The 25,701-nt window shown below is 39.7% G+C and carries 26 protein-coding genes, 1 pseudogene and 1 riboswitch; of the genes and pseudogenes, 23 read left to right on the top strand and 4 right to left on the bottom strand.

Annotated elements, in window-relative coordinates; translation table 11 throughout:
- The first annotated feature begins 200 nt into the window (after positions 1-200).
- The 10 genes from HMPREF9180_RS02360 (at position 201) to HMPREF9180_RS02405 (ending at position 10,217) form a co-directional block, all read left to right on the top strand.
- Positions 201-1,472, top strand: coding sequence for a glycosyltransferase (locus tag HMPREF9180_RS02360; RefSeq protein WP_006144750.1), 1,272 nt, complete (start codon positions 201-203; stop codon positions 1,470-1,472).
- On the top strand, positions 1,472-2,452 hold the full coding sequence (locus HMPREF9180_RS02365; RefSeq protein WP_025168569.1) for an NAD-dependent epimerase/dehydratase family protein: 981 nt from the start codon (positions 1,472-1,474) through the stop codon (positions 2,450-2,452). Before HMPREF9180_RS02360 ends, HMPREF9180_RS02365 begins: the two co-directional genes overlap by 1 nt.
- On the top strand, positions 2,427-3,242 hold the full coding sequence (locus tag HMPREF9180_RS02370; protein WP_006144752.1) for an MBL fold metallo-hydrolase: 816 nt from the start codon (positions 2,427-2,429) through the stop codon (positions 3,240-3,242). The genes HMPREF9180_RS02365 and HMPREF9180_RS02370 overlap by 26 nt, the downstream gene beginning before the upstream one ends.
- Positions 3,220-4,482 carry a F390 synthetase-related protein gene (locus tag HMPREF9180_RS02375; RefSeq protein WP_006144753.1) on the top strand — a complete coding sequence of 421 codons (1,263 nt, stop codon included), beginning with the start codon at positions 3,220-3,222 and terminating at the stop codon, positions 4,480-4,482. The genes HMPREF9180_RS02370 and HMPREF9180_RS02375 overlap by 23 nt, the downstream gene beginning before the upstream one ends.
- A 14-nt stretch (positions 4,483-4,496) precedes the next feature.
- The gene (locus HMPREF9180_RS02380) at positions 4,497-5,441 is read left to right on the top strand and encodes a 3-oxoacyl-[acyl-carrier-protein] synthase III C-terminal domain-containing protein (protein ID WP_025168570.1); all 945 of its coding nucleotides are present in this window, start codon (positions 4,497-4,499) and stop codon (positions 5,439-5,441) included.
- Between the two features lie 171 nt (positions 5,442-5,612).
- Positions 5,613-7,145, top strand: a complete 1,533-nt coding sequence (gene cls / locus HMPREF9180_RS02385) for a cardiolipin synthase (RefSeq protein ID WP_025168571.1) — start codon at positions 5,613-5,615, stop codon at positions 7,143-7,145.
- A gap of 115 nt (positions 7,146-7,260) precedes the next feature.
- Positions 7,261-7,363, top strand: a riboswitch (TPP riboswitch).
- A gap of 69 nt (positions 7,364-7,432) precedes the next feature.
- A complete protein-coding gene (locus HMPREF9180_RS02390) occupies positions 7,433-7,723 on the top strand; it encodes a thiamine-binding protein (protein WP_006144756.1) in 291 nt (96 codons plus the stop codon).
- Entirely contained in the window at positions 7,686-8,444 is a 759-nt protein-coding gene (locus HMPREF9180_RS02395) for an ABC transporter permease (RefSeq protein WP_025168572.1), read from the top strand. The genes HMPREF9180_RS02390 and HMPREF9180_RS02395 overlap by 38 nt, the downstream gene beginning before the upstream one ends.
- A 37-nt stretch (positions 8,445-8,481) precedes the next feature.
- Entirely contained in the window at positions 8,482-9,489 is a 1,008-nt protein-coding gene (locus tag HMPREF9180_RS02400; RefSeq protein ID WP_006144760.1) for an ABC transporter substrate-binding protein, read from the top strand.
- Complete coding sequence (locus HMPREF9180_RS02405; RefSeq protein WP_006144762.1) at positions 9,489-10,217, top strand: ABC transporter ATP-binding protein; 729 nt, start codon at positions 9,489-9,491, stop codon at positions 10,215-10,217. The genes HMPREF9180_RS02400 and HMPREF9180_RS02405 overlap by 1 nt, the downstream gene beginning before the upstream one ends.
- Before the next feature lie 82 nt (positions 10,218-10,299).
- Here HMPREF9180_RS02405 and HMPREF9180_RS10525 read toward each other — a convergent pair.
- Positions 10,300-10,853, bottom strand: a pseudogene (locus tag HMPREF9180_RS10525) (DUF4190 domain-containing protein).
- Positions 10,854-11,180: 327 nt separating this feature from the next.
- Between HMPREF9180_RS10525 and HMPREF9180_RS02415 the strand changes: the two are divergent.
- From HMPREF9180_RS02415 to HMPREF9180_RS02425, 3 genes are all read left to right on the top strand, one after another.
- Positions 11,181-11,639 (top strand): CtsR family transcriptional regulator, encoded by a 459-nt coding sequence (locus tag HMPREF9180_RS02415; protein ID WP_006144766.1) that lies wholly within the window; start codon positions 11,181-11,183, stop codon positions 11,637-11,639.
- 7 nt (positions 11,640-11,646) lie between these two features.
- Complete coding sequence (locus tag HMPREF9180_RS02420) at positions 11,647-14,079, top strand: ATP-dependent Clp protease ATP-binding subunit (protein WP_025168573.1); 2,433 nt, start codon at positions 11,647-11,649, stop codon at positions 14,077-14,079.
- A gap of 74 nt (positions 14,080-14,153) precedes the next feature.
- Positions 14,154-14,927 carry an NUDIX domain-containing protein gene (locus HMPREF9180_RS02425; RefSeq protein ID WP_006144769.1) on the top strand — a complete coding sequence of 258 codons (774 nt, stop codon included), beginning with the start codon at positions 14,154-14,156 and terminating at the stop codon, positions 14,925-14,927.
- Positions 14,928-14,977: 50 nt separating this feature from the next.
- Here the strand turns inward: HMPREF9180_RS02425 and HMPREF9180_RS10410 are convergent, their stop codons facing one another.
- Positions 14,978-15,208, bottom strand: coding sequence for a hypothetical protein (locus HMPREF9180_RS10410; protein WP_006144770.1), 231 nt, complete (start codon positions 15,206-15,208; stop codon positions 14,978-14,980).
- Between the two features lie 275 nt (positions 15,209-15,483).
- Here HMPREF9180_RS10410 and HMPREF9180_RS02430 point away from each other — a divergent pair, with 275 nt between their 5' ends.
- Complete coding sequence (locus HMPREF9180_RS02430) at positions 15,484-16,170, top strand: hypothetical protein (protein ID WP_006144771.1); 687 nt, start codon at positions 15,484-15,486, stop codon at positions 16,168-16,170.
- A 127-nt stretch (positions 16,171-16,297) separates the two neighbouring features.
- Positions 16,298-16,984, top strand: coding sequence for a YoaK family protein (locus HMPREF9180_RS02435; RefSeq protein WP_025168574.1), 687 nt, complete (start codon positions 16,298-16,300; stop codon positions 16,982-16,984).
- A gap of 47 nt (positions 16,985-17,031) precedes the next feature.
- On the opposite strand, the gene dusB is transcribed toward HMPREF9180_RS02435, so the two are convergent.
- Complete coding sequence (dusB, locus tag HMPREF9180_RS02440; protein WP_006144773.1) at positions 17,032-18,012, bottom strand: tRNA dihydrouridine synthase DusB; 981 nt, start codon at positions 18,010-18,012, stop codon at positions 17,032-17,034.
- A complete protein-coding gene (hslO, locus tag HMPREF9180_RS02445) occupies positions 17,999-18,871 on the bottom strand; it encodes an Hsp33 family molecular chaperone HslO (protein WP_006144774.1) in 873 nt (290 codons plus the stop codon). Before hslO ends, dusB begins: the two co-directional genes overlap by 14 nt.
- Before the next feature lie 285 nt (positions 18,872-19,156).
- On the opposite strand from hslO, the gene HMPREF9180_RS10080 reads away from it, so the two are divergent.
- The 8 genes from HMPREF9180_RS10080 to HMPREF9180_RS02480 all read left to right on the top strand — a co-directional run bounded on the left by HMPREF9180_RS10080 (position 19,157) and on the right by HMPREF9180_RS02480 (position 25,699).
- Entirely contained in the window at positions 19,157-19,288 is a 132-nt protein-coding gene (locus tag HMPREF9180_RS10080) for a teichoic acid D-Ala incorporation-associated protein DltX (RefSeq protein ID WP_029745391.1), read from the top strand.
- Positions 19,289-19,311: 23 nt separating this feature from the next.
- Positions 19,312-20,862, top strand: coding sequence for a D-alanine--poly(phosphoribitol) ligase subunit DltA (gene dltA / locus HMPREF9180_RS02450; protein WP_006144775.1), 1,551 nt, complete (start codon positions 19,312-19,314; stop codon positions 20,860-20,862).
- On the top strand, positions 20,859-22,103 hold the full coding sequence (dltB, locus tag HMPREF9180_RS02455) for a D-alanyl-lipoteichoic acid biosynthesis protein DltB (RefSeq protein WP_006144776.1): 1,245 nt from the start codon (positions 20,859-20,861) through the stop codon (positions 22,101-22,103). Before dltA ends, dltB begins: the two co-directional genes overlap by 4 nt.
- A gap of 13 nt (positions 22,104-22,116) precedes the next feature.
- Positions 22,117-22,356 carry a D-alanine--poly(phosphoribitol) ligase subunit DltC gene (dltC, locus tag HMPREF9180_RS02460; protein ID WP_006144777.1) on the top strand — a complete coding sequence of 80 codons (240 nt, stop codon included), beginning with the start codon at positions 22,117-22,119 and terminating at the stop codon, positions 22,354-22,356.
- On the top strand, positions 22,349-23,617 hold the full coding sequence (gene dltD, locus HMPREF9180_RS02465; protein ID WP_006144778.1) for a D-alanyl-lipoteichoic acid biosynthesis protein DltD: 1,269 nt from the start codon (positions 22,349-22,351) through the stop codon (positions 23,615-23,617). The genes dltC and dltD overlap by 8 nt, the downstream gene beginning before the upstream one ends.
- A 138-nt stretch (positions 23,618-23,755) precedes the next feature.
- On the top strand, positions 23,756-24,196 hold the full coding sequence (gene adcR / locus HMPREF9180_RS02470) for a zinc-dependent transcriptional regulator AdcR (protein ID WP_006144780.1): 441 nt from the start codon (positions 23,756-23,758) through the stop codon (positions 24,194-24,196).
- Positions 24,196-24,900 (top strand): metal ABC transporter ATP-binding protein, encoded by a 705-nt coding sequence (locus HMPREF9180_RS02475; RefSeq protein ID WP_006144781.1) that lies wholly within the window; start codon positions 24,196-24,198, stop codon positions 24,898-24,900. Before adcR ends, HMPREF9180_RS02475 begins: the two co-directional genes overlap by 1 nt.
- Positions 24,893-25,699 (top strand): metal ABC transporter permease, encoded by an 807-nt coding sequence (locus HMPREF9180_RS02480; protein WP_006144783.1) that lies wholly within the window; start codon positions 24,893-24,895, stop codon positions 25,697-25,699. Before HMPREF9180_RS02475 ends, HMPREF9180_RS02480 begins: the two co-directional genes overlap by 8 nt.
- Positions 25,700-25,701: the final 2 nt, after the last annotated feature.

Genomic DNA, 25,701 nt, shown 5'->3' on the forward strand with positions numbered 1-25,701 from the left:
CCCGATTGGTCAATACTTAAATTGAGGCGGTTGCCTTTTTTTATTTTTTCATTTGATAGGATTTATAATTTACTATTTACTTGTAAATTCTCATTACATTTTCCTAAAGTTTCCATGTTATTTTCATTTCAAAAACGAATTTTTTGGCTAAGAATTATCTTTATGATAGTTCTTTTTTTTATTTTTGGTATCCTAGTCATATGAAAAGAATCAAAATTGATGTTGTAGTTGTTCCTTTAAGTGGACATTTGTATCCAACAATGAATTTATTAATACCCTTACTTAATGACCCTCGATATGAGATTCGTTTATTCACTGGTCCTCAAAAAAAAGCCGTTGCTGAGGCTGCAGGTTTTAATGTAGTTACAATACTAGAAGGGCACGTTGATGAGTTCGAAAAAGCAGCAAATAACTCTGAACAATTAGGAATTTTATCAGCATATCATCAACTTTCTGCTAGTATTGATTTAATTAATCTTGTTTCTGATCAATTAATGAAAGAGTGGCAAAAGAATCGCCCAGATATTGTTATTGCTGATTTTATAACTTTGTCAGGTGGGCTCGTAGCAGATCAGCTTGGTATTCCTTGGATTACTACCATGGCTACACAATTTGTTTTAGAGACTACTGATGGCCCGCCCTGTCTAATTGGTGGGATGGGTAGTCCCAAGAATGCCTGGGAGTCTGCAGTACAATTTTTAGGTAGAAAGGGAACTCGGTTAGTAAAACGGATTGTATCTTTTTCATTTCGTGATCGTTTAAAGAGATATAATTTTAGACTCTATAATCAGCTGGACCAAGAGACTATTTATTCTCCATATTCAATCCTTGGCATAGGGATGAAAGAAGTAGAGTTAAAAAAGGGATTTCCAGAACACTATAAGTGGGTAGGACCCTTTGGAGCTTCAGTAGAGGCTGGGAAAGATTATCCTTTAGATTTGTCAGCTTTTCCTCATCGAAAGAAAGTTTTGGTGACTTGTGGGACGCAACTGGCATGGGCCAAAGATAATCTAATCTTTCAAGCGAAGCAACTAGCCAAAGCGCATCCTGATTTTCATTTTTTTGTGACTCGCGGAGTTGGTGGAGAACCTTTTCAGAGTGAGAATCTGATGGAGAATCTGTCCGTTGTTTCTTATCTTCCTTACAAAGAATACATTCCTCAGATGGATTATGTGATTCATCATGGTGGAGCTGGAATTTTTTATCAATGTATCATTTATGGTAAACCAGCTTTGATTTTGCCTCATGATTACGACCAATTTGATTATGCCGTTCGTGGTGTGGAAGCGGGTGTTGCACTGACTGCTAATAAAGAGGATACGAGAGCGATTGGCTTAGCCTTTGAGAAATTAATTACTAAAGAAGATTGGTCAGAATTAAAAATTTTACGCCAGGCTGCACAATCCTATCATCCAACAGAAATTTTGGAGAGCGAAATCCACCGTCTGTTAGCAGATAAGGAGAAAGAATGATGAAAAAAGTATTAGTTACGGGAGCCACTGGTTTCTTGGGTAAATATGTAGTAGAAGAACTAGTTGAACATGGTTACCAAGTGCGAGCTTTTGGTAGAAACAGTAAGGTAGGTCGCTCTTTGGAGAATTCTTCGGTCAGTTTTTTTCAGGGTGATTTGACAAAGGCAGAAGATTTATTAGAGGCTTGTCAAGAGATGGACATGGTTGTTCATGCTGGAGCTCTGTCAACAGTTTGGGGGCCTTGGGAAGATTTTTATCAGGCTAATGTTTTAGGAACTAAATATGTTCTCGAGGCATGTCGCCAAACAGGTATTCAACGTTTAGTCTATGTATCCTCACCAAGCATCTATGCTGCTCCTAGAGATCAACTAGGGATTAAAGAAAGTGATGCACCAGAGGAAAATAATCTCAATAACTATATCCGTAGTAAATTAGCTTCGGAGAAACTCTTTAAGGATTATGCAGATGTTCCTAGTATTATCTTGAGACCTCGGGGGCTGTTTGGGATTGGAGATACCAGCATCTTGCCACGGGTAATTAATCTGAGTCAAAAACTTGGAATTCCTTTGATTGGGGATGGGCGTCAGCTCATGGACATGACTTGTGTGGAAAATGTTGCTCTGGCAATCCGTTTGGCCATAGAAGCTCTAGAAGCCAAAGGTGAGGTTTATAACATTACTAATGGTGAACCGAGGGCTTTTAGAGATCTGCTAGAGGAAAGTTTGAAAGGTTTGGGTTACCCAATCAAATATAGAAAACTTCCAGCATCTCTATTAGCAGGAATTGCAAGTAGTTTAGAGTTTCTTTACAAGTCCTTGAATCTGAAAGGGGAACCGCCTTTAACACGATATACCTATTATCTACTTCGTTATAGTCAAACTCTAGATATTAGCAAGGCTGAGAGGGAATTGGGGTATCATCCGAAAATTAGTATTTCAGAAGGGATTGAACAATATGTCCAAGATTATCGAAAGCATTGAGTATTTCCCAGCGGGATATTGTACGAGTTATGCCGGTTTGCTCTTTAAAGGTGTCAAGAATAGAAAGATGACTTTCCCCGCAGGAGTTTTCCTTATCAAGCATAGGGATAAGGGCTATCTGCTCTATGATACTGGCTATCACTATGATATTAAGACGAAACTTCGTTATGCTTTTTACCGTTTGGGGACGCCAGTTCAAATGACGGAGAAAGATCAGATTTCGTACTTGCTGAAAGCTAAAGGGATCAAGCCAGAAGAAATTAACTATGTCTTGTTGTCTCATCTACACCCAGATCATTTGGGAGGGGCTAGCTTCTTTCCGAATGCAAACTTTATACTGACCCAGGAAGTCTATGATGTTTACAAGAAACCAAAACTAAAAGATTTAATTTTTAAAGAATTTTTGCCGAGTGACTTCGAGGAAAGATTGACAGTCATCAAGGCAAATCAGCAAAGCGCTAACTTTTCTTATCGTCCTACCTATGATTTGTTTGGAGATGGAAGTATCCTGGTAGCTTCTATTGATGGGCATGCTAAGGGTCAAGCTTGCCTCTTTATGCCAGACTATGATCTCTTTATCGCGGCAGACCTCTGTTGGGGCATTGACCTTTTGCCTTACACCAAACAGATGCATCTGATTCCTTCCTTGGTTCAAGATAGTAAGGCTGACTATATCAAAGGAACGGAGCTCTTGGAAGAGGTTTTAAAGGATGGTATAGAAGCGCTTGTCAGCCATGACCCTGTAGAAAGGATTGAGCGGATCTTGTATGAAAAAAATAACCTTTCTTAAAACTTTTATCCAGACTCGTTGGCTTCATAATTTTAAATCTCGAGAAGCCTTAGAAAGCTATCAGAAAAAGCAACTAGATGCCTATATGGACTTTCTCAAACGTGAGTCACCTTATTTTAAAAATGGTGTACCTAGTGACTTTGACCATATGGATAAGGCTTTTATGATGACGCATTTCAATGAGCTTAATACTCAAGGTGTGGATCGAGACGAGGCCTTGTCTTTGGCTATCGAAAGTGAAAAGACCAGGAATTTTACAGAGCTTAAGGGAGAAATAGCTGTTGGGTTGTCTTCTGGAACATCTGGACACCGGGGACTCTTTATCACAACTGAAAAAGAGAGAAGTATGTGGGCAGCAGCTATCTTGGCAAAGATGTTGCCCAAGGGCCAACTTTTTGGGCACCGCATAGCCTTTTTCCTCAGAGCGGATAATGAACTCTATCAGACCATCAATACGGCACTTATTCGTTTAGAGTACTTTGATATTTTCAAGAATACAGATGAGCATATAGAGCGTCTCAATAGTTATCAACCGACCATTGTGGTAGCGCCTGCTTCTATGTTGATTGAATTGAGTAAGCGTCTAAAAGCTGGAGAACTAAAGATTCATCCACAAAAAATCGTTTCAGTGGCTGAAATCTTGGAAGATAGTGACAGAGAACGGATTTCTGAGGCTTTTGCACTACCAGTTATTGACCAGGTCTATCAAGCAACAGAAGGTTTCCTAGCTTGCACTTGCTCTGCTGGGAATCTGCATCTCAATGAAGACATCATCTTTGTGGAAAAGCACTACTTGGATGACCGACGTTTTTATCCAGTTATAACTGATTTTAAGCGGAGCAGTCAGCCTGTTTATCGCTACCAGCTCAATGATATCTTGGTTGAAAATCCAGAGCCTTGTCCATGTGGATCCAATTACACAAGGATTGACAAGGTCGAAGGGCGCTCTGACGATATCTTCTACTTTGAAGGATTGGAAGGAGGTCAGGTAACGATTTATCCAGACTTTATCAGGCGTTGCATTCTCTTTGTGGAGAATGTTGGAGATTACCAAGTCAAACAACATTCTGAGAAGCTAGTGGAAGTTTGTCTGAGTCGAAGGGACGAGCAAGTTGAAACAGCGATTACAGAGCAGTTTCGACTTTTGGCGCAACAAAAAGAGTTTAAAGAACCTGAAATACAATTTTCAGATTATCACTGGGATACAAGTCGTAAGCTCAAACGTATCCAACGTTTATGAAAGGACAAAAAAATATGACAGAAGTGAAAAGACATGTAGAAATTGCAGGCTATGGGGTTTACCTTCCAAAAAACACAGTGCAATTTAAAGACCAAACGCGTTATCGTGTGGTTGAAAATGAAGAAACACAGCTAGATTTGGCAGAAGCAGCTATCCAAGCTGCGCTTGCAAATGCAAACTTAAGTATTAAAGATATTGATTGCCTTGTATCAGCTAGTGCGGTGGGTGTTCAGCCTATTCCATGTACAGCTGCTTTGATCCATGAGCGCGTGGCAAAAGGGCTCTCTATACCAGCTATGGATATCAATACGACTTGTACAAGTTTTATATCAGCACTATCAACGATGTCGTACTTGATTGAAGCTGGAGAATACAATCGTGTTTTGATTGTATCCAGTGAAGTTGGTAGCTTAGGGCTCAATCCGAAGCAAAAAGAAAGTTATGAACTCTTTGGTGATGGGGCGGCAGCCTTTATTTTCCAAGCAAGTGACAAGGATAAGGGAGTGATAGCAAGCCTTCAACGCACTTGGTCAGAGGGAGCTCACGATACAGAGATTCGTGGAGGCTTGACTTCATATCAACCAAAAGAATACTCTGAAGAAACTAAGACGAATTTCATGTTTGATATGAAAGGGAAGAAAATCCTCTTGCTTTCTGCTCGTGTCATTCCAGAAATGTTTCAAGAATTCCAAGAGAAATCTGGTATTTCTAAAGATGCTGTAGACTATATTATTCCCCACCAAGCTAGCCGAGCATTACCACTTGTTATGGATAAACTAGGAGTTAGTAAAGACAAGTATCTCAATATTGTCAGTGAGTATGGGAATATGGTTTCCGTTGCGGTACCTTTTGGCTTGGCCTATGCACTCGATCATGGCTATGTGAAGGAAGGAGATACTATCTTCTTGATGGGAACTGCGGCTGGTATGACGGTTAATATGTTGGCGTTGAAATTGTAAAACGAGAGCAGGCACATATAAGTGGCCTGCTTTTTAAATTAATTTTAAACATAGAACTATCGGCCTATACAGAAAAAGCTTGATAAGTTTTATGAAACTAAGTATACTAGAAGGTAATAAGCGTTTTCAGATAGTATATGAGGGAGTATACTTAGAAGTTGAGAGGGAGATATGGGGACAAGAAAATTTCGATTATTGATGTCCAAGTATGGCTTTAGTATTGCGATTATCCTGATAGAATTATTTGTTATTTTTGGAATTATTCTTTACATGAGCCAGATTGCTCCACTTGTTTGGGTCATTCTTGTGTTTCTCATCAGCATAGCAACCGTTATAGCGATTGTCAATCGTTCCATGTCGCCAGAGAGCAAGGTGACTTGGTTGATTGTGACCTTTGTGCCTGTGTTTGGTCCATTACTTTATATCATGTTTGGTGAGCGCCGACTATCAAAAAAAGAGCTGAAACAACTCAAAGAATTGCGTTCGATTACTTTACAAGAGAAGCATGAAGATAGTCTTCATCAGAACCTACAAGAAACAGATAAATCTGCCTACGGAATTATCAATGCCTTGCTACATATGGATAGCAATGCAGAAGTCTATGAGCATACGGATTCACAATTTTTCGCAAATGGAGAAGAAATGTGGCAACAGATGCTGGAGGATCTAAAAAGAGCTGAAAAGTTTATTTTTCTTGAATACTATATTGTCGAAGAGGGCTTGATGTGGGATAGCATGCTTGAGATTCTGGAAGAAAAGGCAGCTCAGGGTGTTGAAGTCAAGATGCTCTATGACGATATTGGTTGTATGGTGACTTTGCCTGGAGATTATACTGTTTATTTGCGGTCTAAAGGAATTGATGCTCATAAGTTTAATAAGGTGATTCCTCGTATGACAGTGGCCTATAACAACCGTGACCACCGTAAAATCTTGGTCATTGATGGGCAGATTTCCTACACTGGTGGGGTCAACCTTGCAGACGAATACATCAATCAGATTGAACGTTTTGGACACTGGAAAGATAGTGGGATTCGTATCGATGGTCCGGCGACTCAAGCCTTCACAAGACTATTTCTCATGAACTGGTACATCAACCGTGGGGAAATCAGTGACTTTGATCAGTATCATTTGGAAAATCAGACACGATCCGGTAGTGGACTTTGTATCCCATATGGCAGTGGGCCAAAACCAATCTACCAGATGAAGGTAGGTAAAATTGTCTATCAAAACTTGATTAATCAAGCGGAAGATTTTGTCTATATCACAACGCCTTATCTCATTATTGATTATGATTTGACAGAGGATATAAAAAATGCGGCTATGCGAGGTGTAGATGTACGAATTGTAACTCCATATATACCGGATAAAAAGCTCATCCAGTTGGTAACTCGAGGATCTTATCCAGACCTTTTGTCTGCTGGTGTACGTATCTTTGAGTATACTCCTGGTTTTATCCATAGTAAGCAAATGATTGTCGATAATCGATTTGCAGCTGTCGGAACCATAAATCTAGACTATCGTAGCTTGGTTCACCACTATGAAAATGCAGTTTTATTGTATGAAACACCGTCCATTGCAACTATTCGCAAAGACTTTGAAGAGATTTTTAAACAGTCACAAGAAATCTTTCCTGGAACAATTAAGGCTACCTGGTACCAAAAGTTAATCAAGGAAGTGACCCAGTTATTTGCCCCTATGCTCTAAATGAAAGAGCTAGTTAATTTGGATCATTAGTGAAAGAGATGGTTTACTGTCTCTTTTTTCTGTAAGCAGTTTCCTTGACAACTTAAGTTATTTTCGCTAAGATATAGTTAATATAGATACAATATACGGGAGTCTGTGTACAGTCTGAGAGGAAGTGTTAAACTTCGACCGCACCTGATCTGGGTAATGCCAGCGTAGGGAACGATTGCTTAGTTAAAAACTGTGCCTTTTCCATATATGGTAAAGGTTTTTCTTTTTTAAAAGGAGAACCTAGAAAGGAGGTTTTTGTGAAAGCGAGTATTGCTTTACAAGTTCTACCCCTATCTCAGGGGATTGATCGAATAGCAGTGATTGATCAGGTCATAGCTTATCTACAAGCTCAATCAGTAACTATGGTGGTGACGCCTTTTGAAACGGTCCTAGAAGGAGACTTTGAGGAGCTCATGCGCATTCTCAAAGAGGCGCTTGAAGTAGCAGGACAGGAAGCGGACAATGTCTTTGCCAATGTGAAAATAAATGTAGGAGAGATTTTAAGTATTGATGAGAAACTTGAAAAATATAATGAGACGGCATATTAGTTTGCTAGGATTTTTAGGAGTGCTGTCCATCTGGCAGTTGGCAGGGTTATTTCAGCTTTTGCCTAAGTTTATCCTACCAACCCCACTTGAAATCCTTCAGTCTTTTGTTCGAGATAGAGAGTTTCTTTGGTACCATAGTTGGGCAACCTTGAGAGTTGCTTTGCTAGGTTTGATTTTAGGAGTTGTGATTGCCTGCATTATGGCGATTTTAATGGACAGCTTATCTTGGCTGAATGATTTGATTTATCCCATGATGGTGGTTGTCCAGACCATACCGACAATTGCCATAGCCCCTATCCTAGTTTTATGGTTGGGTTATGGAATCTTGCCCAAGATTGTCTTGATTATCTTGACGACAACCTTCCCTATTATCGTCAGTATTCTAGATGGATTTAGGCATTGTGACAAGGATATGCTGACCTTGTTTAGTCTGATGCGAGCAAATCCTTGGCAAATTCTGTGGCATTTTAAAATCCCGGTCAGCCTGCCCTACTTTTATGCAGGACTTAGGGTCAGTGTTTCCTACGCCTTTATCACAACAGTTGTGTCTGAGTGGTTGGGAGGCTTTGAAGGACTAGGTGTCTACATGATTCAGTCCAAGAAACTGTTTCAGTATGATACCATGTTTGCCATTATTATTTTGGTATCGCTTATCAGCCTGCTGGGTATGAAATTAGTCGATATCAGTGAAAAATATGTGATTAAATGGAAACGTACATAAAATAGAGCGTTTTAGAAAAAGAAAAGAGGAAATATAAATGAAGAAAACATGGAAAGTGTTTTTAACAATTGTAACAGCTCTTCTAGCTGTCGTGCTTGTGGCTTGTGGCCAAGGAACAGCTTCTAAGGATAACAAAGAAGCAGAACTCAAAAAAATTGACTTTATCCTAGACTGGACACCCAATACCAACCATACAGGGCTTTATGTAGCTAAGGAAAAAGGCTACTTCAAGGAAGCTGGGGTGGATGTTGATTTGAAATTGCCACCAGAAGAAAGCTCATCAGACTTGGTCATCAATGGTAAAGCACCTTTTGCGGTTTACTTCCAAGACTACATGGCTAAGAAATTGGAAAAAGGAGCAGGTATTACTGCCGTTGCAGCGATTGTTGAGCACAATACATCAGGAATCATTTCTCGTAAGTCTGACAATATCAATAGTCCTAAAGACTTGGTTGGTAAGAAATACGGTACTTGGAACGACCCAACAGAACTAGCGATGTTGAAAACCTTGGTAGAATCTCAAGGTGGGGATTTTGACAAAGTTGAAAAAGTGCCAAATAATGATTCAAACTCAGTGACACCAATTGCCAATGGAGTTTTTGATACTGCTTGGATTTACTATGGTTGGGACGGCATTCTTGCCAAATCTCAAGGCGTGGACGCTAACTTTATGTACTTGAAAGACTATGTCAAAGAGTTTGACTACTATTCACCAGTCATCATCGCAAATAATGATTATTTGAAAAATAATAAAGAAGAAGCTAAGAAAGTCGTTCAAGCCATCAAAAAAGGTTATCAATACGCTATGGAACACCCAGAAGAAGCCGCAGATATCCTCATCAAAAATGCACCTGAACTCAAGGAAAAACGTGATTTTGTCATTGAATCTCAAAAGTACTTATCAAAAGAATATGCAAGTGATAAAGAAAAATGGGGTCAATTTGACCCTGCCCGCTGGAATGCTTTTTACAAGTGGGATAAGGATAATGGGATCCTTAAAGAAGATTTGACAGACAAAGGATTTACCAACGAATTTGTAAAATAATGACAGAAATTAGACTAGAACATGTAAGCTATGCTTACGATAATGAAAAGATTTTAGAGGATATTAACCTACAGGTAACTTCAGGTGAAGTGGTTTCTATCCTAGGCCCCAGTGGTGTTGGAAAGACAACCCTCTTTAACCTGATTGCAGGAATTTTAGAAGTTCAGTCAGGGAGAATTGTGCTTGACGGAGAGGAAAATCCTAAGGGGCGCGTGAGTTATATGTTGCAAAAGGATTTGCTCCTGGAACATAAGACAGTGCTTGGCAATATTATCCTGCCACTTTTGATACAAAAGGTGAATAAAGCAGAAGCTATTGCTCGCGCAGATGAAATCCTGGCTACCTTTCAGTTGACGTCGGTACGGGATAAGTATCCTCATGAGCTTAGCGGCGGGATGCGCCAGCGCGTTGCCTTGCTTCGTACCTATCTTTTTGGGCATAAGCTCTTTCTTCTGGACGAGGCCTTTAGTGCTTTGGATGAGATGACTAAGATGGAACTCCATGCTTGGTATCTGGAGATTCACAAGCAACTAGGTTTGACGACACTCATCATTACGCATAGTATCGAGGAAGCTCTCAATCTTAGTGACCGAATCTATATCTTGAAAAATAGGCCTGGGCAGATTGTTTCTGAAATCAAACTCGACTGGTCTGAAGATCAAGACAAGGAAGTTCAGAAAATTGCTTATAAACGCCAGATTTTAGCGGAATTGGGCATTGAACCATAACTCAAAAAACTTCGGTACACTATTAATGATACCGAAGTTTTATTTTTATATAGTTTATGATGTGATAGTGTGGACGAATCCTTTATTCTAATCCCATTGCAACTTTAGAGATGAGTAGGAAAGAACCATCTTCTTGTTTATCGAAGGTAAGAGTGACAGACTGGATATTATTACCTGTTGATACATAAGAAATCACTTTGTTTTCGCGGTCCTTTTTCTTGGTTGTACTTTCTTTTGATGGTTTTCCGTGTTCTTTTATGACATCCTCATAGTTGGTACCACCAGCACCTTGCTTGAGAATATCACCTTGCTTCAGAGCATCGAATTGCGCTTTTGTCCATGTAAATTCGCCACCTTCGGCTTGTTTTGTAGCTTGAGCAGCATTCTTTCGGATTTGATTATAGATAACTTGACTACCCACGGCAAAAACAATAGATGTTACAGCAAGAACGGTACCGATAATAGCTAGTAATTTTTTATTTTAAGGTTTATAAATAAGCCAACGACACCGAGGATAAGTGCAAGGATAGCGATTAAGAATGAAATTTGGTTGATACCGGGAATCCAAGAACCAAGAAGTGCAATAGCACCTAAAACAATGGCTAGGATACCAAAAATTTTGTTTTCCTGTTTCATGATGAAACCTTTCTCAGCTTTTATTGTGAATCAGAATTTGCACATACTTTCTAGGCTTCATAGATTCTATAAGGGTTTGAAAACCTTATAAGAAATATGAACTGTTTTTATTATACCATAATGAAGAAATATGTTCATTTGGGAGGGGGAGAGTGGCTTGCTGGAGTGAAGAGGTTCAAAGAAAAATAGATAGTCAAGCTAGACTTAAGTGATAATCATTTTAAAGTCAGTTGTATCAAGGCTTTAGGCCTTCTAAGTTGACTTATCACTTGTGAAATGTTACTATAGTCAAAGATAGTCAAGGTTAATAGAAGGAGGTGGCATACGATGAGATTTAAAAATACATCTGATCATATTGAAGCATATATCAAGGCTATTTTAGAGCAGTCTGGCATCGTGGAATTGCAACGTAGCCAGTTAGCGGACACCTTTCAGGTCGTGCCTAGCCAAATTAATTATGTCATCAAAACGCGTTTTACAGAGAGTAGAGGGTATCTAGTTGAGAGCAAGCGAGGTGGCGGAGGTTATATTCGTATTGGGCGGATAGAATTTTCTAATCATCATGAAATGCTTCGGGATTTATTGTACTCAGTCGATGAAGAAGTGAGCCAAGATATTTATGAAGATGTTTTGAAGCTTTTATTTGAGCAAGAATTACTGACACGTCAAGAGATGAATTTGCTATTATCTGTGGCGACTGACCGAGTTTTGGGTGAGGGAGCTTCCTTCACCCGTGCAAATATGCTACGTCAGCTATTACAAGAGGTTGATAGAAAAGGAAAATAACGAAACTATGAATGAATCGAAAGCATTGAGAGAGTGTATTGAAAGTGCCCGCTTAGTTGCTAGCCATTTTGGTGGGAGGTATTTAGAGTCTTGGCACCTACTGATCGCCATGGCAAATCATAGCTACAGTGTAGCGGGAGCCACTTTGAACGAATTCCCTTATGAGATTGATCGTTTAGAGGAGGTCGCTGTTGAGCTGACAGAAACGAACTACAGTGATTCAGAAGATTATCAAGAACTTCCTTTTTCACATCGTTTGAAGATTTTGTTTGTAGAGGCAGAGTATATTGCGTCCACTGTGCATGCTAAGACTTTAGGGACCGAGCATATCCTTTATGCAATCTTACATGATGGCAATGCCCTAGCTACCCGGATTTTAGAAAAAGCAGGATTTTCATATGAAGACCAGAAGGACCAAGTTAGGATTGCATCCCTTCGCCGTAACCTTGAGGCGCGTGCTGGTTGGACAAAAGAAGATTTAAAGGCTCTGCGTCAGCGCCACCGTTCAGTAGCAGATAAGCAAAATTCGATGGCCAATATGATGGGCATGCCTCAAACTACAAGCGGTGGTTTGGAAGATTACACTCATGACCTTACAGAGCAAGCTCGTTCAGGCAAATTGGAACCAGTTATCGGGCGTGACCAAGAAATTTCTCGTATGATTCAAATCTTGAGTCGTAAGACCAAAAATAATCCAGTTCTTGTTGGAGATGCAGGTGTCGGTAAAACAGCTTTGGCACTTGGCCTTGCGCAGCGTATTGCTAGTGGGAATGTGCCGGATGAAATGGCTAAGATGCGAGTTTTAGAGCTCGATTTGATGAATGTGGTTGCTGGGACCCGTTTCCGTGGAGACTTTGAAGAACGTATGAACAATATCATCAAAGATATCGAGGAAGACGGTAAGGTTATCCTCTTTATCGATGAGCTTCATACCATTATGGGATCAGGAAGCGGGATTGACTCGACCTTGGATGCGGCGAATATCCTGAAACCTGCTCTAGCGCGTGGAACTCTGAGAACTGTTGGGGCAACCACTCAGGAAGAATACCAAAAACACATCGAAAAAGACGCAGCCCTTTCTCGTCGTTTTGCCAAAGTTATGATTGAGGAACCGAGCGTGGCTGATAGTATGGCTATCTTACAAGGATTAAAAGCAACTTATGAGAAGCACCACCATGTCCAAATTACAGACGATGCAGTCGAAACAGCTGTTAAAATGGCACATCGCTATTTGACTAGTCGTCACTTGCCAGACTCAGCGATTGATCTTTTGGATGAAGCGGCAGCAACTGTTCAAAATAAATCAAAGCACGCTAAAAAAGATGAGTCAGGCTTAACACCTGCAGATAAGGCTTTGATGGATGGCAAATGGAAACAAGTAGCTCAGCTCATTTCAAAAGAACAGGAAGTTCCAGTCTATAAAGATCTAGTAAAAGAGTCTGATATTTTGACAACCTTGAGTCGCTTGTCAGGTATTCCAGTTCAAAAATTGACACAAACGGATGCCAAGAAGTATCTCAACCTTGAAGCTGAACTCCACAAACGTGTTATTGGACAAGAACAAGCTGTATCTAGTATCAGTCGTGCCATCCGCCGAAATCAATCTGGTATTCGCAATAACAAACGTCCAATTGGATCCTTTATGTTCCTTGGGCCGACAGGTGTTGGTAAAACTGAACTGGCTAAAGCCTTGGCAGAAGTTCTCTTTGATGATGAGTCTGCTCTTATCCGCTTTGATATGAGTGAATACATGGAGAAATTTGCAGCCAGTCGTCTCAATGGAGCTCCTCCAGGTTATGTAGGTTACGAAGAAGGTGGAGAGTTGACCGAGAAGGTTCGTAACAAACCGTACTCAGTCTTGCTTTTTGATGAGGTAGAAAAGGCACACCCAGATATCTTTAATGTGCTCCTGCAGGTCTTGGATGATGGTGTCTTAACAGACAGTAAGGGTCGCAAGGTTGATTTCTCAAATACCATTATTATCATGACGTCAAACCTTGGTGCGACAGCTCTTCGTGATGACAAGACAGTCGGTTTTGGAGCTAAGGATATTCGTTTTGATCAGGAAAATATGGAAAAACGGATGTTCGAAGAGTTGAAAAAAACTTACCGCCCAGAGTTTATCAACCGTATTGATGAAAAAGTTGTCTTCCATAGCCTATCTAGTCAAGATATGCAAGAAGTGGTTAAGATTATGGTCAAACCATTGATTGCAAGTCTGGCAGAAAAAGGCATTGACTTGAAACTCCAAGTATCTGCCCTTAAGCTTCTAGCTCAGAAGGGATATGATCCAGAGATGGGAGCTCGCCCACTGCGCAGAACTCTGCAAACAGAAGTAGAAGACAGACTAGCAGAGCTCCTTCTTACAGGTGAATTGAAAGAAGGTAAGACGCTTAAAATTGGTGTTAAAGCAGGTCAATTGAAATTTGAGATTGCATAAAACAAAAACTAGGATACTCTAGTACTTGTAGATAGAAAGCCTTCATTGCCATCAATGCAGAAAGGAAGTAGAAGATGATGAATCAAACTATTCCAACCGGGATGACAGAAAAAGAGTACTTTGAAGTTCATGCTAGTCAAGCTGAATTTTTAGACTGGTACCACAAGCAAGCACTCCCTCAGTACGAAAAACCAAGCGTGACTGTGGATATGGTAGCCTATTGCTTTGTAGAAGAGAAAATGAAACTCTTTCTGATTCGTCGGAAGGCACATCCTTTTCAAAATTGTTTAGCGCTAGTTGGCGGGTTTATGGATAAAGGGGAAGATGCTGCCCATGCTTGTCAACGTGAGGTTAAAGAAGAAATCAATCTTGAACTTCCCTTAGAAAAAATTGAACAGTTAGTAACGGTATCGACTCCTGGTCGTGATCCCAGAGGTTGGACAGTTACCATTGCCCACTTGGTTTATCTACCGAACCGAGCGATTGACTTGGTCCAGGCTGGAGACGATGCAAAAGAAGTCGTTCTTGTAGATGTTGATTTTCACACAGGTAAGTGTTATTTGGATGGAAGAGAACTGAAAGAGAAAGACTTTGCATTTGACCACTTATCCATTATTCAAACATCCATCAAGAAGATTCAAAAAGCTATCGACTATGACCCTTGTTTCCTTTATCTACTAGAGGATGAGTTCACAGTGGATGACGGCCTAGCTCTCATTGAGACTCTATGCCCAGAGAAATCCTGTACAAGTGATAGTTTCTTAGAGAAATATGGTCATAGCATAGAGGAAGTTGGCTTTAAACGGATTCCTCAGAAGGAAGTTATCACTATTTATCGATTAAAATAAAAAAGTGAGGTCGGAAAAATTTCTGGCCTCTTTTTGTTGTTATTTTTTGTTTAAGGATGTTTATCTTTTTTAGGATTACTCATAAAACGAATGAATAAATCTTTGTATTTGTATTTTAAATAATGTTCGTGTAAGTATAGTAGAGACATATAGACAATCATGAAGATTGTGGTTAAATAAAATAAATCAAATGTAGTCTGGGCATAGCGACTTGCAGACTGATAAGAGCAGAAAGCACCTAAAATTATCCAAGGAAGATATTTGTAATATTTGCTTGACATAAGTCTACACCTCCAATATCCTATTTCAATTTTATTATAGCTCTTCAAGAAAAAAATGCAAGCGATTACACTTTTAAAAGATAGCATTTCAGTAGGAAGAATTTTCCTGTTTTTTAAAATTGTTTACGAATAATAGAGATAGGAGAGGAAAAAGAAACAAGTATAAATAAAAACCAAAACCATATATAAATAGTTGACAGATTCAAAAACAAATATTACAATATTGTTACAAAAACATTTCTAAAAATTTCAAAAATGTTACAAAGGAGTGTAAAATGAAAAACAAAACTTCTATCAAATTAATGGCCGCAACTGTACTCGCTTCAACTCTGATATTAGGAGCTTGTGGTAATAAGAAAGAGAACACTGCGAGTGATAGTTCTAGTAAGACAACCCAAGCATCTTCTAGTTCTAAGGCAAGTTCTTCAAGTAAAGATAACAAGACTCAGAAGTCATCAACTACATCAGAAAACACTAAGTCGTCATCTTCTGATCAGTCAAGGTCTACTGCTAATCAATCGCAAGCAACAACGGCACCAGAAACAAAGCAGAGCCAAGAATCTTCCACTAAGCAAAGCCCTTCTCAAGCTCCATCCAATCAACAAGGAACACAAGCAAAACCGAATCAGCCAACTTATGATCCAACAACTGATCGCAAACTTCAAGACAAGCAGGCAGAACATAACAAACGTTATAAAGGTGTCTTGACCATGGTGGACAAAGATTTTTCGGCTGCAGCTGGAAATTGGAAGGGTGCTAATGGTGAAACAATCACTGTTTCATCAGGTGGTCAGTTTACAGTAGAATCTGCCGATGGTAAGAAAGAAAACTATTCTATCCAAAGCTATTCTTATACTCTTGATGATGGGAAATACAATGCTGAAGTAGGTGGTGGAAAAGTCATCCAAATTACAACAGGTGCAGATGGTACGGTATCTAGTGTTGTTTTGATTCAACCATAGAAAGCCGCCTCGCCTCAAATCTTGTCTAGACTTAGATTTATAAAAGAGTAGTTCAACTGTTTTTCACTTAATTTCTCTAATAGAAGTGGTATAATAAATGAATCGAAAGGGAATGAGTGACAAAGCAATGGCGGATAAATTAATTTTACCTCAAAATACACGACTCATGGGAGTATTTCTTGGCTTTATAGGTGGTTCTTTGGATGTATTCTGTCACATTCAGTACCATAGTTTGGTGGCGACACAGACAGGAAATATTCTCCTACTGATATCAGATTGGCATGACTCGAATGTCATCAATACCATGTTGCGATTCTGCTCCATTATTTTCTTTTCCCTAGGATTTGTTTTTGCCTTGCACATGAAGGAATATCGTAAAACAGCATATTGGCGGGTTAAGATGCTGCTTCCCTTATTTATTGGAACTCTTCTTCTGCCCTTCTTTTCGAGATTTCCCTTACTAGAAGTTCCTTTTATTGCTTTTGGAACAGGTATGATGATGCTAACATTTACGGGTAGTTTGATTGAAGATCATCCTTATGTCATTTTTATGACTTCTGGAAATTACCGAAAGATGTTGACTGCTTTGTATCGCATCGCTAAGAGAGAAGGAAATCTGCGAGAGTATCGTCGTCAAGCTTTGAACTATGGAATAGTTGTCAGTAGTTTCGTAGTGGGGGCAATTAGTTTGGCTGTATCGATGCATTTTTTTCATGAATGGTCTATTTGGATTGTCAGCTTCAATTTGTTTTTGATTATGTCCTACTATATAGCTAGGGTGAAGCAACTAGATTTGCAAGATAAAAATATATAAAAAGGCAAGGCTCTTTTTGAGCTTTGCCTTTTTTGTGAAATAGAAGATTATGCTTTATCTAATTGTAAGAGTGCTTCAATTTCTGCCAGAGTGCTAGCTTGTGAAATTGCTCCACGAAGTTTAGCTGCTCCAGATGTTCCACGGAGATAGTGAGGAGCTAGTCCACGGAATTCACGGACAGCAACCTTTTCTCCCTTGAGATCAATCAAGCGTTTTAAATGTTCGTAGGCGATTTTCATCTTGTCTTCAAAGGTCAAATCAGGCAGGATTTCTCCTGTTTCGAAGTAGTGATTGATTTGGTTGAAGAGATAAGGATTCCCCATAGCAGCGCGACCAATCATAACAGCATCAGCCCCGACTTCTTCGATGCGTTGTTTGGCGTCTTGAACCGTACGGATATCTCCATTTGCGATAAATGGAATTTTTGTAAGAGCTTGGGCAACCTTGTGAAGGGTTTCGAGGTCTGCATGGCCAGTATACATTTGTTCACGGGTACGACCGTGCATGGCAAGGGCAGAAACACCTGCAGATTCAGCAGCGAGGGCGTTTTCTACTGCTAGGGATGGGTCAGACCAGCCTGTACGCATTTTGACAGTGAGAGGGATATCAAGGACAGATTGGACTTTATTGATGATTGAGTAGATCTTGTCTGGATCCTTGAGCCACATCGCACCAGCCTCGTTTTTGACGATTTTATTGACTGGGCAGCCCATGTTGATATCGACGATATCGGTCTTGGTATTTTCTTGGATGAATTCTGCTGCGCGTGCTAGGCTATCTTCGTCGCTTCCGAAAAGTTGGATCGAAACTGGGTTTTCTCCCTCATCGATGTGAAGCATATGAAGAGTCTTTTCGTTGTTATATTGGATTCCTTTGTCAGAGACCATTTCCATGACAACAAGTCCAGCTCCGAGTTCTTTAGCAATGGTACGGAAGGCTGAGTTGGTTACGCCAGCCATGGGTGCTAAAACTGTTCGATTGGGAATCTCAACGTTACCAATCATAAAAGGTGTATTAAGATTTGTCACGAATGAGTTCCTCCAAGTCCTTTTCGTCAAAGTGGTAGTGTGATTGGCAGAATTGACAGGTGATTTCTGCCCCGTGGTCTTCATCCTTCATTTCCTGCAAATCTGAACTTGGGAGGCTTGCTAGAGCGTTCAAGAAGCGTTCACGGCTGCAGTCACACTGGAAGCGCAGTTCTTCTTCTGACAGACGTTTGTAGGGATCATCACCATAGATTGCCTTGAGAAGGGATTCAATATGATCTTCACTTTCAAGGAGTGTTGAGATAGCAGGCATCTCTTGGATACGTTTTTCAAAACGAGCAATCTCTTCTTCTTTAGCATCTGGTAAAACTTGAACGAGGAAACCACCTGCGACCTTGACCTCGTCGTTTTCGTCTAAAAGTACATTGAGCCCAACTGCTGAAGGCGTTTGTTGGCTTTCAGTCAGATAAAAGGCCAAGTCTTCACCTATTTCACCGGTAACAAGAGGGGTCATGGAGTTATATGGGTTTCCAGTACCGTAGTCAGTAATGACCAAGAACTCTCCGTTTCCGACAAATGGCCCCACTAAGACTTCACCGGTTGCGGTCTTTTTAATATCGACACCGGGATTTTGCACGTAACCTTTGACGTTTCCTTTTGTATCAGCTACAGTAATGATGGCGCCTAATGAACTAGAACCAAGAACCTTAACAGTTAGCTTTGTATCTCCTTTTTCATTGGCTGCAAGAATTTGGCTAGCGATAAGAGTTCGACCAAGAGCTACTGTTGAACTAGCTTGCGTTTGATGTTTTTCTTGAGCAGTGCGGACGGTCTCTGTGCTGTCAAGGACAAAAGCACGAAAAGCACCACTTTCTGATATTGTTTTAATAATTTTATCCATAGTTACTATTTTAGCACAAAAACTATTAAAGGGGGAGTAGTGTGTTTGATTGTTTGTTAGAAAGGAGAAATGTATTCGTCATTACGAATCATCGTACAAATAGTCATTAAACTTGTGTGAAGTCAGGAAATTTGAGAGACTATCTTAAAATTATCTGAAAAGTCACTAAAATATACAAAAAACAGTTGAAAAATAAAATGATAAAGTGGTAAAATGGTAAAATAGATAATGTTGTAAATGTATAGATGTGAATTGTTTCTATTCACTGTGAAAAGATAGGAAAAGATGAAAAAATATAAAAATGTGTATGTATTTTTAGGCCGAACCTTGCTATATTTTTTGATTGTATTAGGCTTGCTTTATTTCTTTAGTTATCACAGCCAAGGGCAAGGCACTTTTATATACAATGAATTTTAAGAGTCAAGGAGAGAAACGTTATCATGCCAAATAAACTCATTACAGATATGATTGAAACGATTGAGAATTTTGCTCAAAGTCAGCCGTTTTTTCCTGTTTATAATGTATTAGGTGAGGAGCATACTTATAGAGATTTAAAAACTGACTCTGACAGTTTGGCAGCTGCTATTGATCGATTAGGGTTGCCTGAAAAATCACCTGTAGTCGTCTTTGGTGGTCAGGAATATGAAATGTTAGCTACGTTTGTAGCTCTAACCAAGTCGGGCCATGCCTATATTCCAATTGATAGTCATTCGTCTTTAGAACGCATATCTGCGATTATAGAAGTGGCTGAACCAAGCTTGATTATTGCCATTCATCAATTTCCACTAGAAAGTGGAGCCACTCCTATTTTGAGTTTAGATGAGGTTCATGCGGCCTATGCAGCTCAGAATGCTTATGACTTGCAGCATCCAGTCAAGGGAGATGACAACTACTACATTATCTTTACCTCAGGGACAACCGGGAAACCAAAAGGAGTACAAATTTCGCACGATAACTTGCTCAGCTTTACCAACTGGATGATTACGGATAAGGAATTTGCGACGCCAAATCGTCCACAAATGTTGGCCCAACCACCCTATTCCTTTGATTTGTCTGTCATGTACTGGGCACCGACCTTAGCTCTTGGAGGAACGCTGTTTGCCCTTCCGTCAGCCATTACTCAAGACTTCAAACAACTCTTTACGACCATCTTTTCTCTTCCAATTGCTATCTGGACTTCAACGCCATCTTTTGCAGATATGGCTATGTTGTCTGAAGATTTCAATGCAGAAAAGTTGCCAGGTATTACCCATTTCTACTTTGATGGGGAGGAGTTGACCGTTAAAACGGCTCAAAAACTACGTGAACGTTTCCCAAATGCACGCATTATCAATGCCTATGGTCCAACGGAAGCAACAGTAGCTCTATCAGCAGTAGCTGTAACCGATGATATGTTAGCAACCTTGAAACGTCTACCAATCGGATATACCAAAGAAGATTCTCCAACCTTTATCATTGATGAGGCAGGAAATAAATTGCCAAATGGTGAGCAAGGAGAGATTATCGTATCTGGTCCAGCCGTTTCAAAAGGATACATGAATAATCCAGAGAAGACAGCAGAAGCCTTCTTCGAATTTGAAGGTCTTCCAGCCTACCACACAGGAGATGTTGGAACCATGACAGATGAAGGCCTTCTTCTCTATGGTGGACGGATGGACTTCCAGATCAAGTTTAACGGTTATCGTATTGAGCTAGAAGATGTTTCTCAAAATTTAAACAAATCCAGGTTTATTGAATCTGCAGTTGCAGTTCCGCGTTACAACAAGGAACACAAGGTACAAAATTTATTGGCTTATATCATCCTAAAAGATGGGGTACATGAGCAATTTGAACGAGATATTGATTTGACTAAGGCTATTAAAACAGATTTGGCTGATATCATGATGCCTTACATGATGCCGTCAAAATTTATTTATCGAGATAGCCTCCCTCTAACTCCAAACGGAAAGATAGACATTAAAGGTCTGATTAATGAGGTGAATAGCCGATGATGGACTTCTTCAATCAACTCCCTCATCTGGAGCCTTATGGGAATCCTCAGTATTTTGTGTACGTCATCTTAGCCACTTTACCTATTTTTATTGGTTTATTTTTTAAAAAACGTTTTGCTTGGTACGAGATGTTAGTAAGTCTTTTCTTCATTGTGACCATGTTGATTGGAGGAAAGACGAATCAACTCTATCCTTTGATAGCTTATGTTCTGTGGCAGATAGTATTAGTCTTTTTCTACAAAGGTTATAGAAAAAAGCATGATAACAAGTGGATTTTTTACTTGATAAGTTTTATGTCGCTTTTACCGATTATGTTTGTCAAGGTAGACTCTGCTATCAACGGGAACCAGTCTTTGCTTGGGTTTTTAGGAATTTCTTACATGACGTTTCGTTCGGTTGGAATGATTATCGAACTGAGAGATGGTGTGATTAAGGAATTCACTTTGTGGGAGTTTCTTCGTTTCCTACTTTTTATGCCAACATTTTCAAGCGGTCCTATCGATCGATTTAAGCGATTTAATGAGAATTATCAGGCAATTCCATCAAGAGATGAGTTGGTGGAACTGTTAGATGAATCGGTTAAGTTTATCATGTGGGGATTTTTGTACAAATTTATTTTGGCGCATATTTTCGGGGAAGTATTCTTATCTTCCTTAAAAACTCATGCCTTACAGGCAGGTGGCCCTTTCAACATCTATGTTATTGGAGTCATGTATACCTTTGGGCTTGATTTGTTCTTTGATTTTGCAGGTTATTCGATGTTTGCTCTTGCTATTTCAAATTTGATGGGAATTCGTAGTCCGGTCAATTTCAATAAACCATTTTTATCAAGAGATTTAAAGGAATTTTGGAATCGTTGGCACATGAGTTTGTCTTTTTGGTTCCGGGACTTTGTCTTTATGCGCATGGTTTTGGTCATGACGCGAAAGAAGCTCTTTAAAAATCGGAATGTCACCTCTAGCGTAGCTTATATCGTCAATATGCTGATTATGGGATTTTGGCATGGTGTAACATGGTATTACATTGTCTACGGACTTTTCCATGGTGTTGGTTTAGTGATTAATGATGCATGGATACGCAAGAAAAAAACAATCAATAAGGAACGTAAAAAGGCCGGGTTGCCGACCTTGCCTGAGAATCGTTGGGTACAATTATTCGGAATGGTTATTACTTTCCATGTTGTTATGCTCTCATTCTTAATCTTCTCTGGATTTTTGAATGATTTGTGGTTTAAGAAATAAAAGGAACTAAAAAATGGATATCAAATCAGAAGTTATCGAAATTATTGATGAATTGTTTATGGAAGATGTATCCGACATGATGGATGAAGATCTTTTTGATGCAGGTGTGTTAGATAGCATGGGAACGGTTGAATTGATTGTAGAAATCGAAAATCGTTTTGATATTAAGGTGCCTGTAACTGAGTTTGGAAGAGATGATTGGAATACTGCTAATAAAATCGTAGCAGGAATTGTGGAGTTGCAGAATGCTTAAGCGTTTGTGGATGATTTTTGGCCCGGTAGTGGTTGCGACTAGTGCAGCTTTTCTATTAATCCTATTATATCCCTCAAGACCAAGTCATAATTTAGAGGCCGAGAAACATTTTGCAGTCGCAGTGACGGAGGATAGTTTCAAAGAACGAATCCAGAAAGTTCAGGCATTGTCAGACCCTGATATGCGTTTTATTCCTTTCTTCGGTTCAAGTGAGTGGCTTCGATTTGACAGTGCTCACCCAGCAGTATTAGCTGAAAAATACAATCGTTCCTATAGACCTTTTTTGTTGGGGCAGGCAGGAGCAGCTTCCCTGAATCAATATTTCGGTATGCAACAAATATTACCTCAAATAGAGAATAAGGAAGCGGTTTATGTGATTTCACCCCAGTGGTTTAGTAAAAATGGGTATGACTCAGCAGCTTTTCAACGATATTTTAATAACGACCAGTTGACAAGTTTCTTGGACAATCAGGTTGGTGATCAGGCTAGCCAATATGCAGCTAGTCGTCTTCTAGAGAAGTACCCAGCTGTTCCAGACAAAAAAATTGTTCAAAAACTAGCAGATGGAGATTCCACTTCTGAGGAAGACCGTGAATCAATTGACTGGCTAGCTAACTTTAATAAGAAGCAAGCTTTATTTTTTGGGCAGTTCTCACTAAAAGGCCAGTTGAATTATGATAAACATGTATTAAAATATTTGAAAACTTTACCAGACGAGTTTTCTTATTCTGCTATTGAAGAAATTGTAAGTGAAGATGCAAAACAGCATACTAATAATAATGATCTCGGAATTGAGAATAATTTCTATAATCGACAGATTCGAAAAGATTTAGAAAAGTTAAAGGGATCACAACAGAATTATACTTATCTACAATCTCCAGAGTATAACGATCTTCAACTGATTTTGGATCAGTTCGCAAAGTCTAACATTAATGTGATGTTTGTCATACCGCCTACTAACCAAAAGTGGATGGAATACACAGGCCTTAGTGAAGAAATGTATCAGGCGACAGTTCAGAAGATACGATTTCAGCTAGAGAGTCAAGGTTTTACAAATATTGCTGATTTTTCAAAAGATGGGGGGAAACCTTATTTTATGAAAGATACTATCCATCTTGGTTGGTTGGGGTGGTTGGCCTTTGATAAAGCAGTCGATCCGTTTCTAAGTAACCCAACTCCAGCTCCCACATACCAGTTGAATAATCGTTTCTTTAGTAAGGATTGGGCAACCTATGATGGAGATGTAAAAGAGTTTCACTAACCATTTAAGTAAGGTCAAGAAAAGTATATTTTCAAATTTTTCTTGACTTTTTTTTATACTGTGGTATACTTAACCAGTAAACTATTTTTGAAAAATATTCTCTGATGTGAATGAGGTTTATAAAATAAGGAGAGATACATGAGACAGTTAGCAACTGAAATAGATCAATTTTTAAATGAGGTAATCCTGAAATCTGAAAACCAGCACGAAATTTTGATTGGTCATTGCACGAGTGAAGTAGCTTTGACAAATACCCAAGAGCATATTCTGATGCTCTTATCAGAGGAATCGTTAACGAATTCGGAGTTGGCGCGTCGCCTAAATGTCAGCCAAGCAGCTGTCACCAAGGCTGTTAAATCCTTGATTAAAGAAGGGATGCTAGAAACCTCTAAGGACCCCAAGGATGCTCGGGTGATTTTTTATCAATTGACAGATTTAGCGCGACCAATTGCTGAGGAACATCACCATCATCATGAACATACCCTTTCCATTTATGAGCGACTTGCAAGTCAATTCACGCCAGATGAACAAGAAATTATCCAGCGGTTTTTAACTGCTTTAGTAGGAGAAATCAAGTAATGAGATATATTACAGTTGAGGATTTATCTTTCTATTATGACAAGGAACCTGTTCTTGAACATATCAATTATAGTGTTGATAGTGGGGAATTTGTCACACTTACTGGAGAGAATGGAGCGGCAAAGACAACGCTAATCAAGGCTAGTTTAGGTATTTTACAGCCAAGATTTGGTAAAGTAACGATTTCAAAGACTAACACTCGTGGGACAAAATTAAGAATTGCCTATCTCCCCCAACATATAGCTAGTTTTAATGCGGGTTTTCCAAGTACCGTTTATGAATTTGTCAAATCAGGTCGCTTCCCAAGAAAGGGTTGGTTTCGTCGATTAAATGCTCACGATGAGGAACATATCAAGGCTAGTTTGAACTCGGTTGGTATGTGGGAGCACCGGGATAAGCGCATTGGTTCGCTTTCTGGTGGGCAAAAGCAAAGGGCTGTCATTGCACGTATGTTTGCATCAGATCCAGATATCTTTATTTTGGATGAGCCAACGACAGGGATGGACGCTGGTACCAAGAATGAATTTTATGAGCTCATGCACCATAGTGCCCACCATCATGGTAAGGCTGTTCTGATGATTACTCACGACCCTGAAGAAGTTAAGGATTATGCAGATCGCAATATCCACCTTGTCCGTGACCAAGATTCGCCATGGCGTTGTTTCAATGTCCATGAAAGTGACCAGGAGGTGGAGCATGCTTAATCTATTTTCTTATGATTTTATGCAACGGGCCTTTTTGGCGGTTATTGCGATGAGTCTATTTTCACCAGTTCTTGGTACCTTTCTAATTTTGCGTCGTCAAAGTCTCATGAGTGATACTCTCAGTCACGTCTCGCTTTCAGGGGTAGCCTTTGGTTTAGTTTTAGGAATTTCTCCGACCATCTCAACCATTGCCATTGTTTTGATTGCGGCGATCTTCCTTGAATATCTTCGTACGGTTTACAAGAGTTTTATGGAAATTGGTACGGCTATCCTCATGTCTACAGGGCTTGCAGTTTCACTGATTGTGATGAGTAAGGGGAAGAGTTCTAGTTCTATGAGTCTGGATCAGTATCTCTTTGGCTCCATTGTGACCATTAGTCAAGAGCAGGTGGTGGGGCTCTTTATCATTGCGGCGGTTGTTTTAATCTTGGCCTTCCTCTTTTTGAGGCCTATGTATATCCTGACCTTTGATGAAGATACGGCTTTTGTCGATGGCCTTCCAGTTCGAACCATGTCCATTCTCTTTAACATGGTAACAGGTGTGGCTATCGCTCTCATGATACCAGCGGCAGGTGCGCTTTTAGTATCGACTATCATGGTCTTGCCAGCAAGTATCGCTCTGCGCCTTGGTAAAAACTTTAGTTCTGTGATGATTCTTGCCTGCGTTATTGGGTTTCTAGGTATGGTGGCAGGACTTTATATTTCCTACTATGCAGAAACACCTGCAAGTGCAAGTATTACTATCATTTTTGTTGCTGTCTTTTTATTGGTCAGCCTCTTCAAACATTTTATCAAATAGGA

Origin of the sequence: Streptococcus peroris ATCC 700780, from assembly GCF_000187585.1 — a bacterium.
GTDB classification, from domain to species: Bacteria; Bacillota; Bacilli; order Lactobacillales; family Streptococcaceae; genus Streptococcus; species Streptococcus peroris.

Coding starts and splice junctions, on each gene's coding strand:
- HMPREF9180_RS02360 (WP_006144750.1), top strand. CDS start 201: ATGAAAAGAATCAAAATTGATGTTGTAGTTGTTCCTTTAAGTGGACAT.
- HMPREF9180_RS02365 (WP_025168569.1), top strand. CDS start 1,472: ATGAAAAAAGTATTAGTTACGGGAGCCACTGGTTTCTTGGGTAAATAT.
- HMPREF9180_RS02370 (WP_006144752.1), top strand. CDS start 2,427: ATGTCCAAGATTATCGAAAGCATTGAGTATTTCCCAGCGGGATATTGT.
- HMPREF9180_RS02375 (WP_006144753.1), top strand. CDS start 3,220: ATGAAAAAAATAACCTTTCTTAAAACTTTTATCCAGACTCGTTGGCTT.
- HMPREF9180_RS02380 (WP_025168570.1), top strand. CDS start 4,497: ATGACAGAAGTGAAAAGACATGTAGAAATTGCAGGCTATGGGGTTTAC.
- cls (WP_025168571.1), top strand. CDS start 5,613: ATGGGGACAAGAAAATTTCGATTATTGATGTCCAAGTATGGCTTTAGT.
- HMPREF9180_RS02395 (WP_025168572.1), top strand. CDS start 7,686: ATGAGAAACTTGAAAAATATAATGAGACGGCATATTAGTTTGCTAGGA.
- HMPREF9180_RS02400 (WP_006144760.1), top strand. CDS start 8,482: ATGAAGAAAACATGGAAAGTGTTTTTAACAATTGTAACAGCTCTTCTA.
- HMPREF9180_RS02405 (WP_006144762.1), top strand. CDS start 9,489: ATGACAGAAATTAGACTAGAACATGTAAGCTATGCTTACGATAATGAA.
- HMPREF9180_RS02415 (WP_006144766.1), top strand. CDS start 11,181: ATGAGATTTAAAAATACATCTGATCATATTGAAGCATATATCAAGGCT.
- HMPREF9180_RS02420 (WP_025168573.1), top strand. CDS start 11,647: ATGAATGAATCGAAAGCATTGAGAGAGTGTATTGAAAGTGCCCGCTTA.
- HMPREF9180_RS02425 (WP_006144769.1), top strand. CDS start 14,154: ATGATGAATCAAACTATTCCAACCGGGATGACAGAAAAAGAGTACTTT.
- HMPREF9180_RS10410 (WP_006144770.1), bottom strand. CDS start 15,208: ATGTCAAGCAAATATTACAAATATCTTCCTTGGATAATTTTAGGTGCT.
- HMPREF9180_RS02430 (WP_006144771.1), top strand. CDS start 15,484: ATGAAAAACAAAACTTCTATCAAATTAATGGCCGCAACTGTACTCGCT.
- HMPREF9180_RS02435 (WP_025168574.1), top strand. CDS start 16,298: ATGGCGGATAAATTAATTTTACCTCAAAATACACGACTCATGGGAGTA.
- hslO (WP_006144774.1), bottom strand. CDS start 18,871: ATGGATAAAATTATTAAAACAATATCAGAAAGTGGTGCTTTTCGTGCT.
- HMPREF9180_RS10080 (WP_029745391.1), top strand. CDS start 19,157: ATGAAAAAATATAAAAATGTGTATGTATTTTTAGGCCGAACCTTGCTA.
- dltA (WP_006144775.1), top strand. CDS start 19,312: ATGCCAAATAAACTCATTACAGATATGATTGAAACGATTGAGAATTTT.
- dltB (WP_006144776.1), top strand. CDS start 20,859: ATGATGGACTTCTTCAATCAACTCCCTCATCTGGAGCCTTATGGGAAT.
- dltC (WP_006144777.1), top strand. CDS start 22,117: ATGGATATCAAATCAGAAGTTATCGAAATTATTGATGAATTGTTTATG.
- dltD (WP_006144778.1), top strand. CDS start 22,349: ATGCTTAAGCGTTTGTGGATGATTTTTGGCCCGGTAGTGGTTGCGACT.
- adcR (WP_006144780.1), top strand. CDS start 23,756: ATGAGACAGTTAGCAACTGAAATAGATCAATTTTTAAATGAGGTAATC.
- HMPREF9180_RS02475 (WP_006144781.1), top strand. CDS start 24,196: ATGAGATATATTACAGTTGAGGATTTATCTTTCTATTATGACAAGGAA.
- HMPREF9180_RS02480 (WP_006144783.1), top strand. CDS start 24,893: ATGCTTAATCTATTTTCTTATGATTTTATGCAACGGGCCTTTTTGGCG.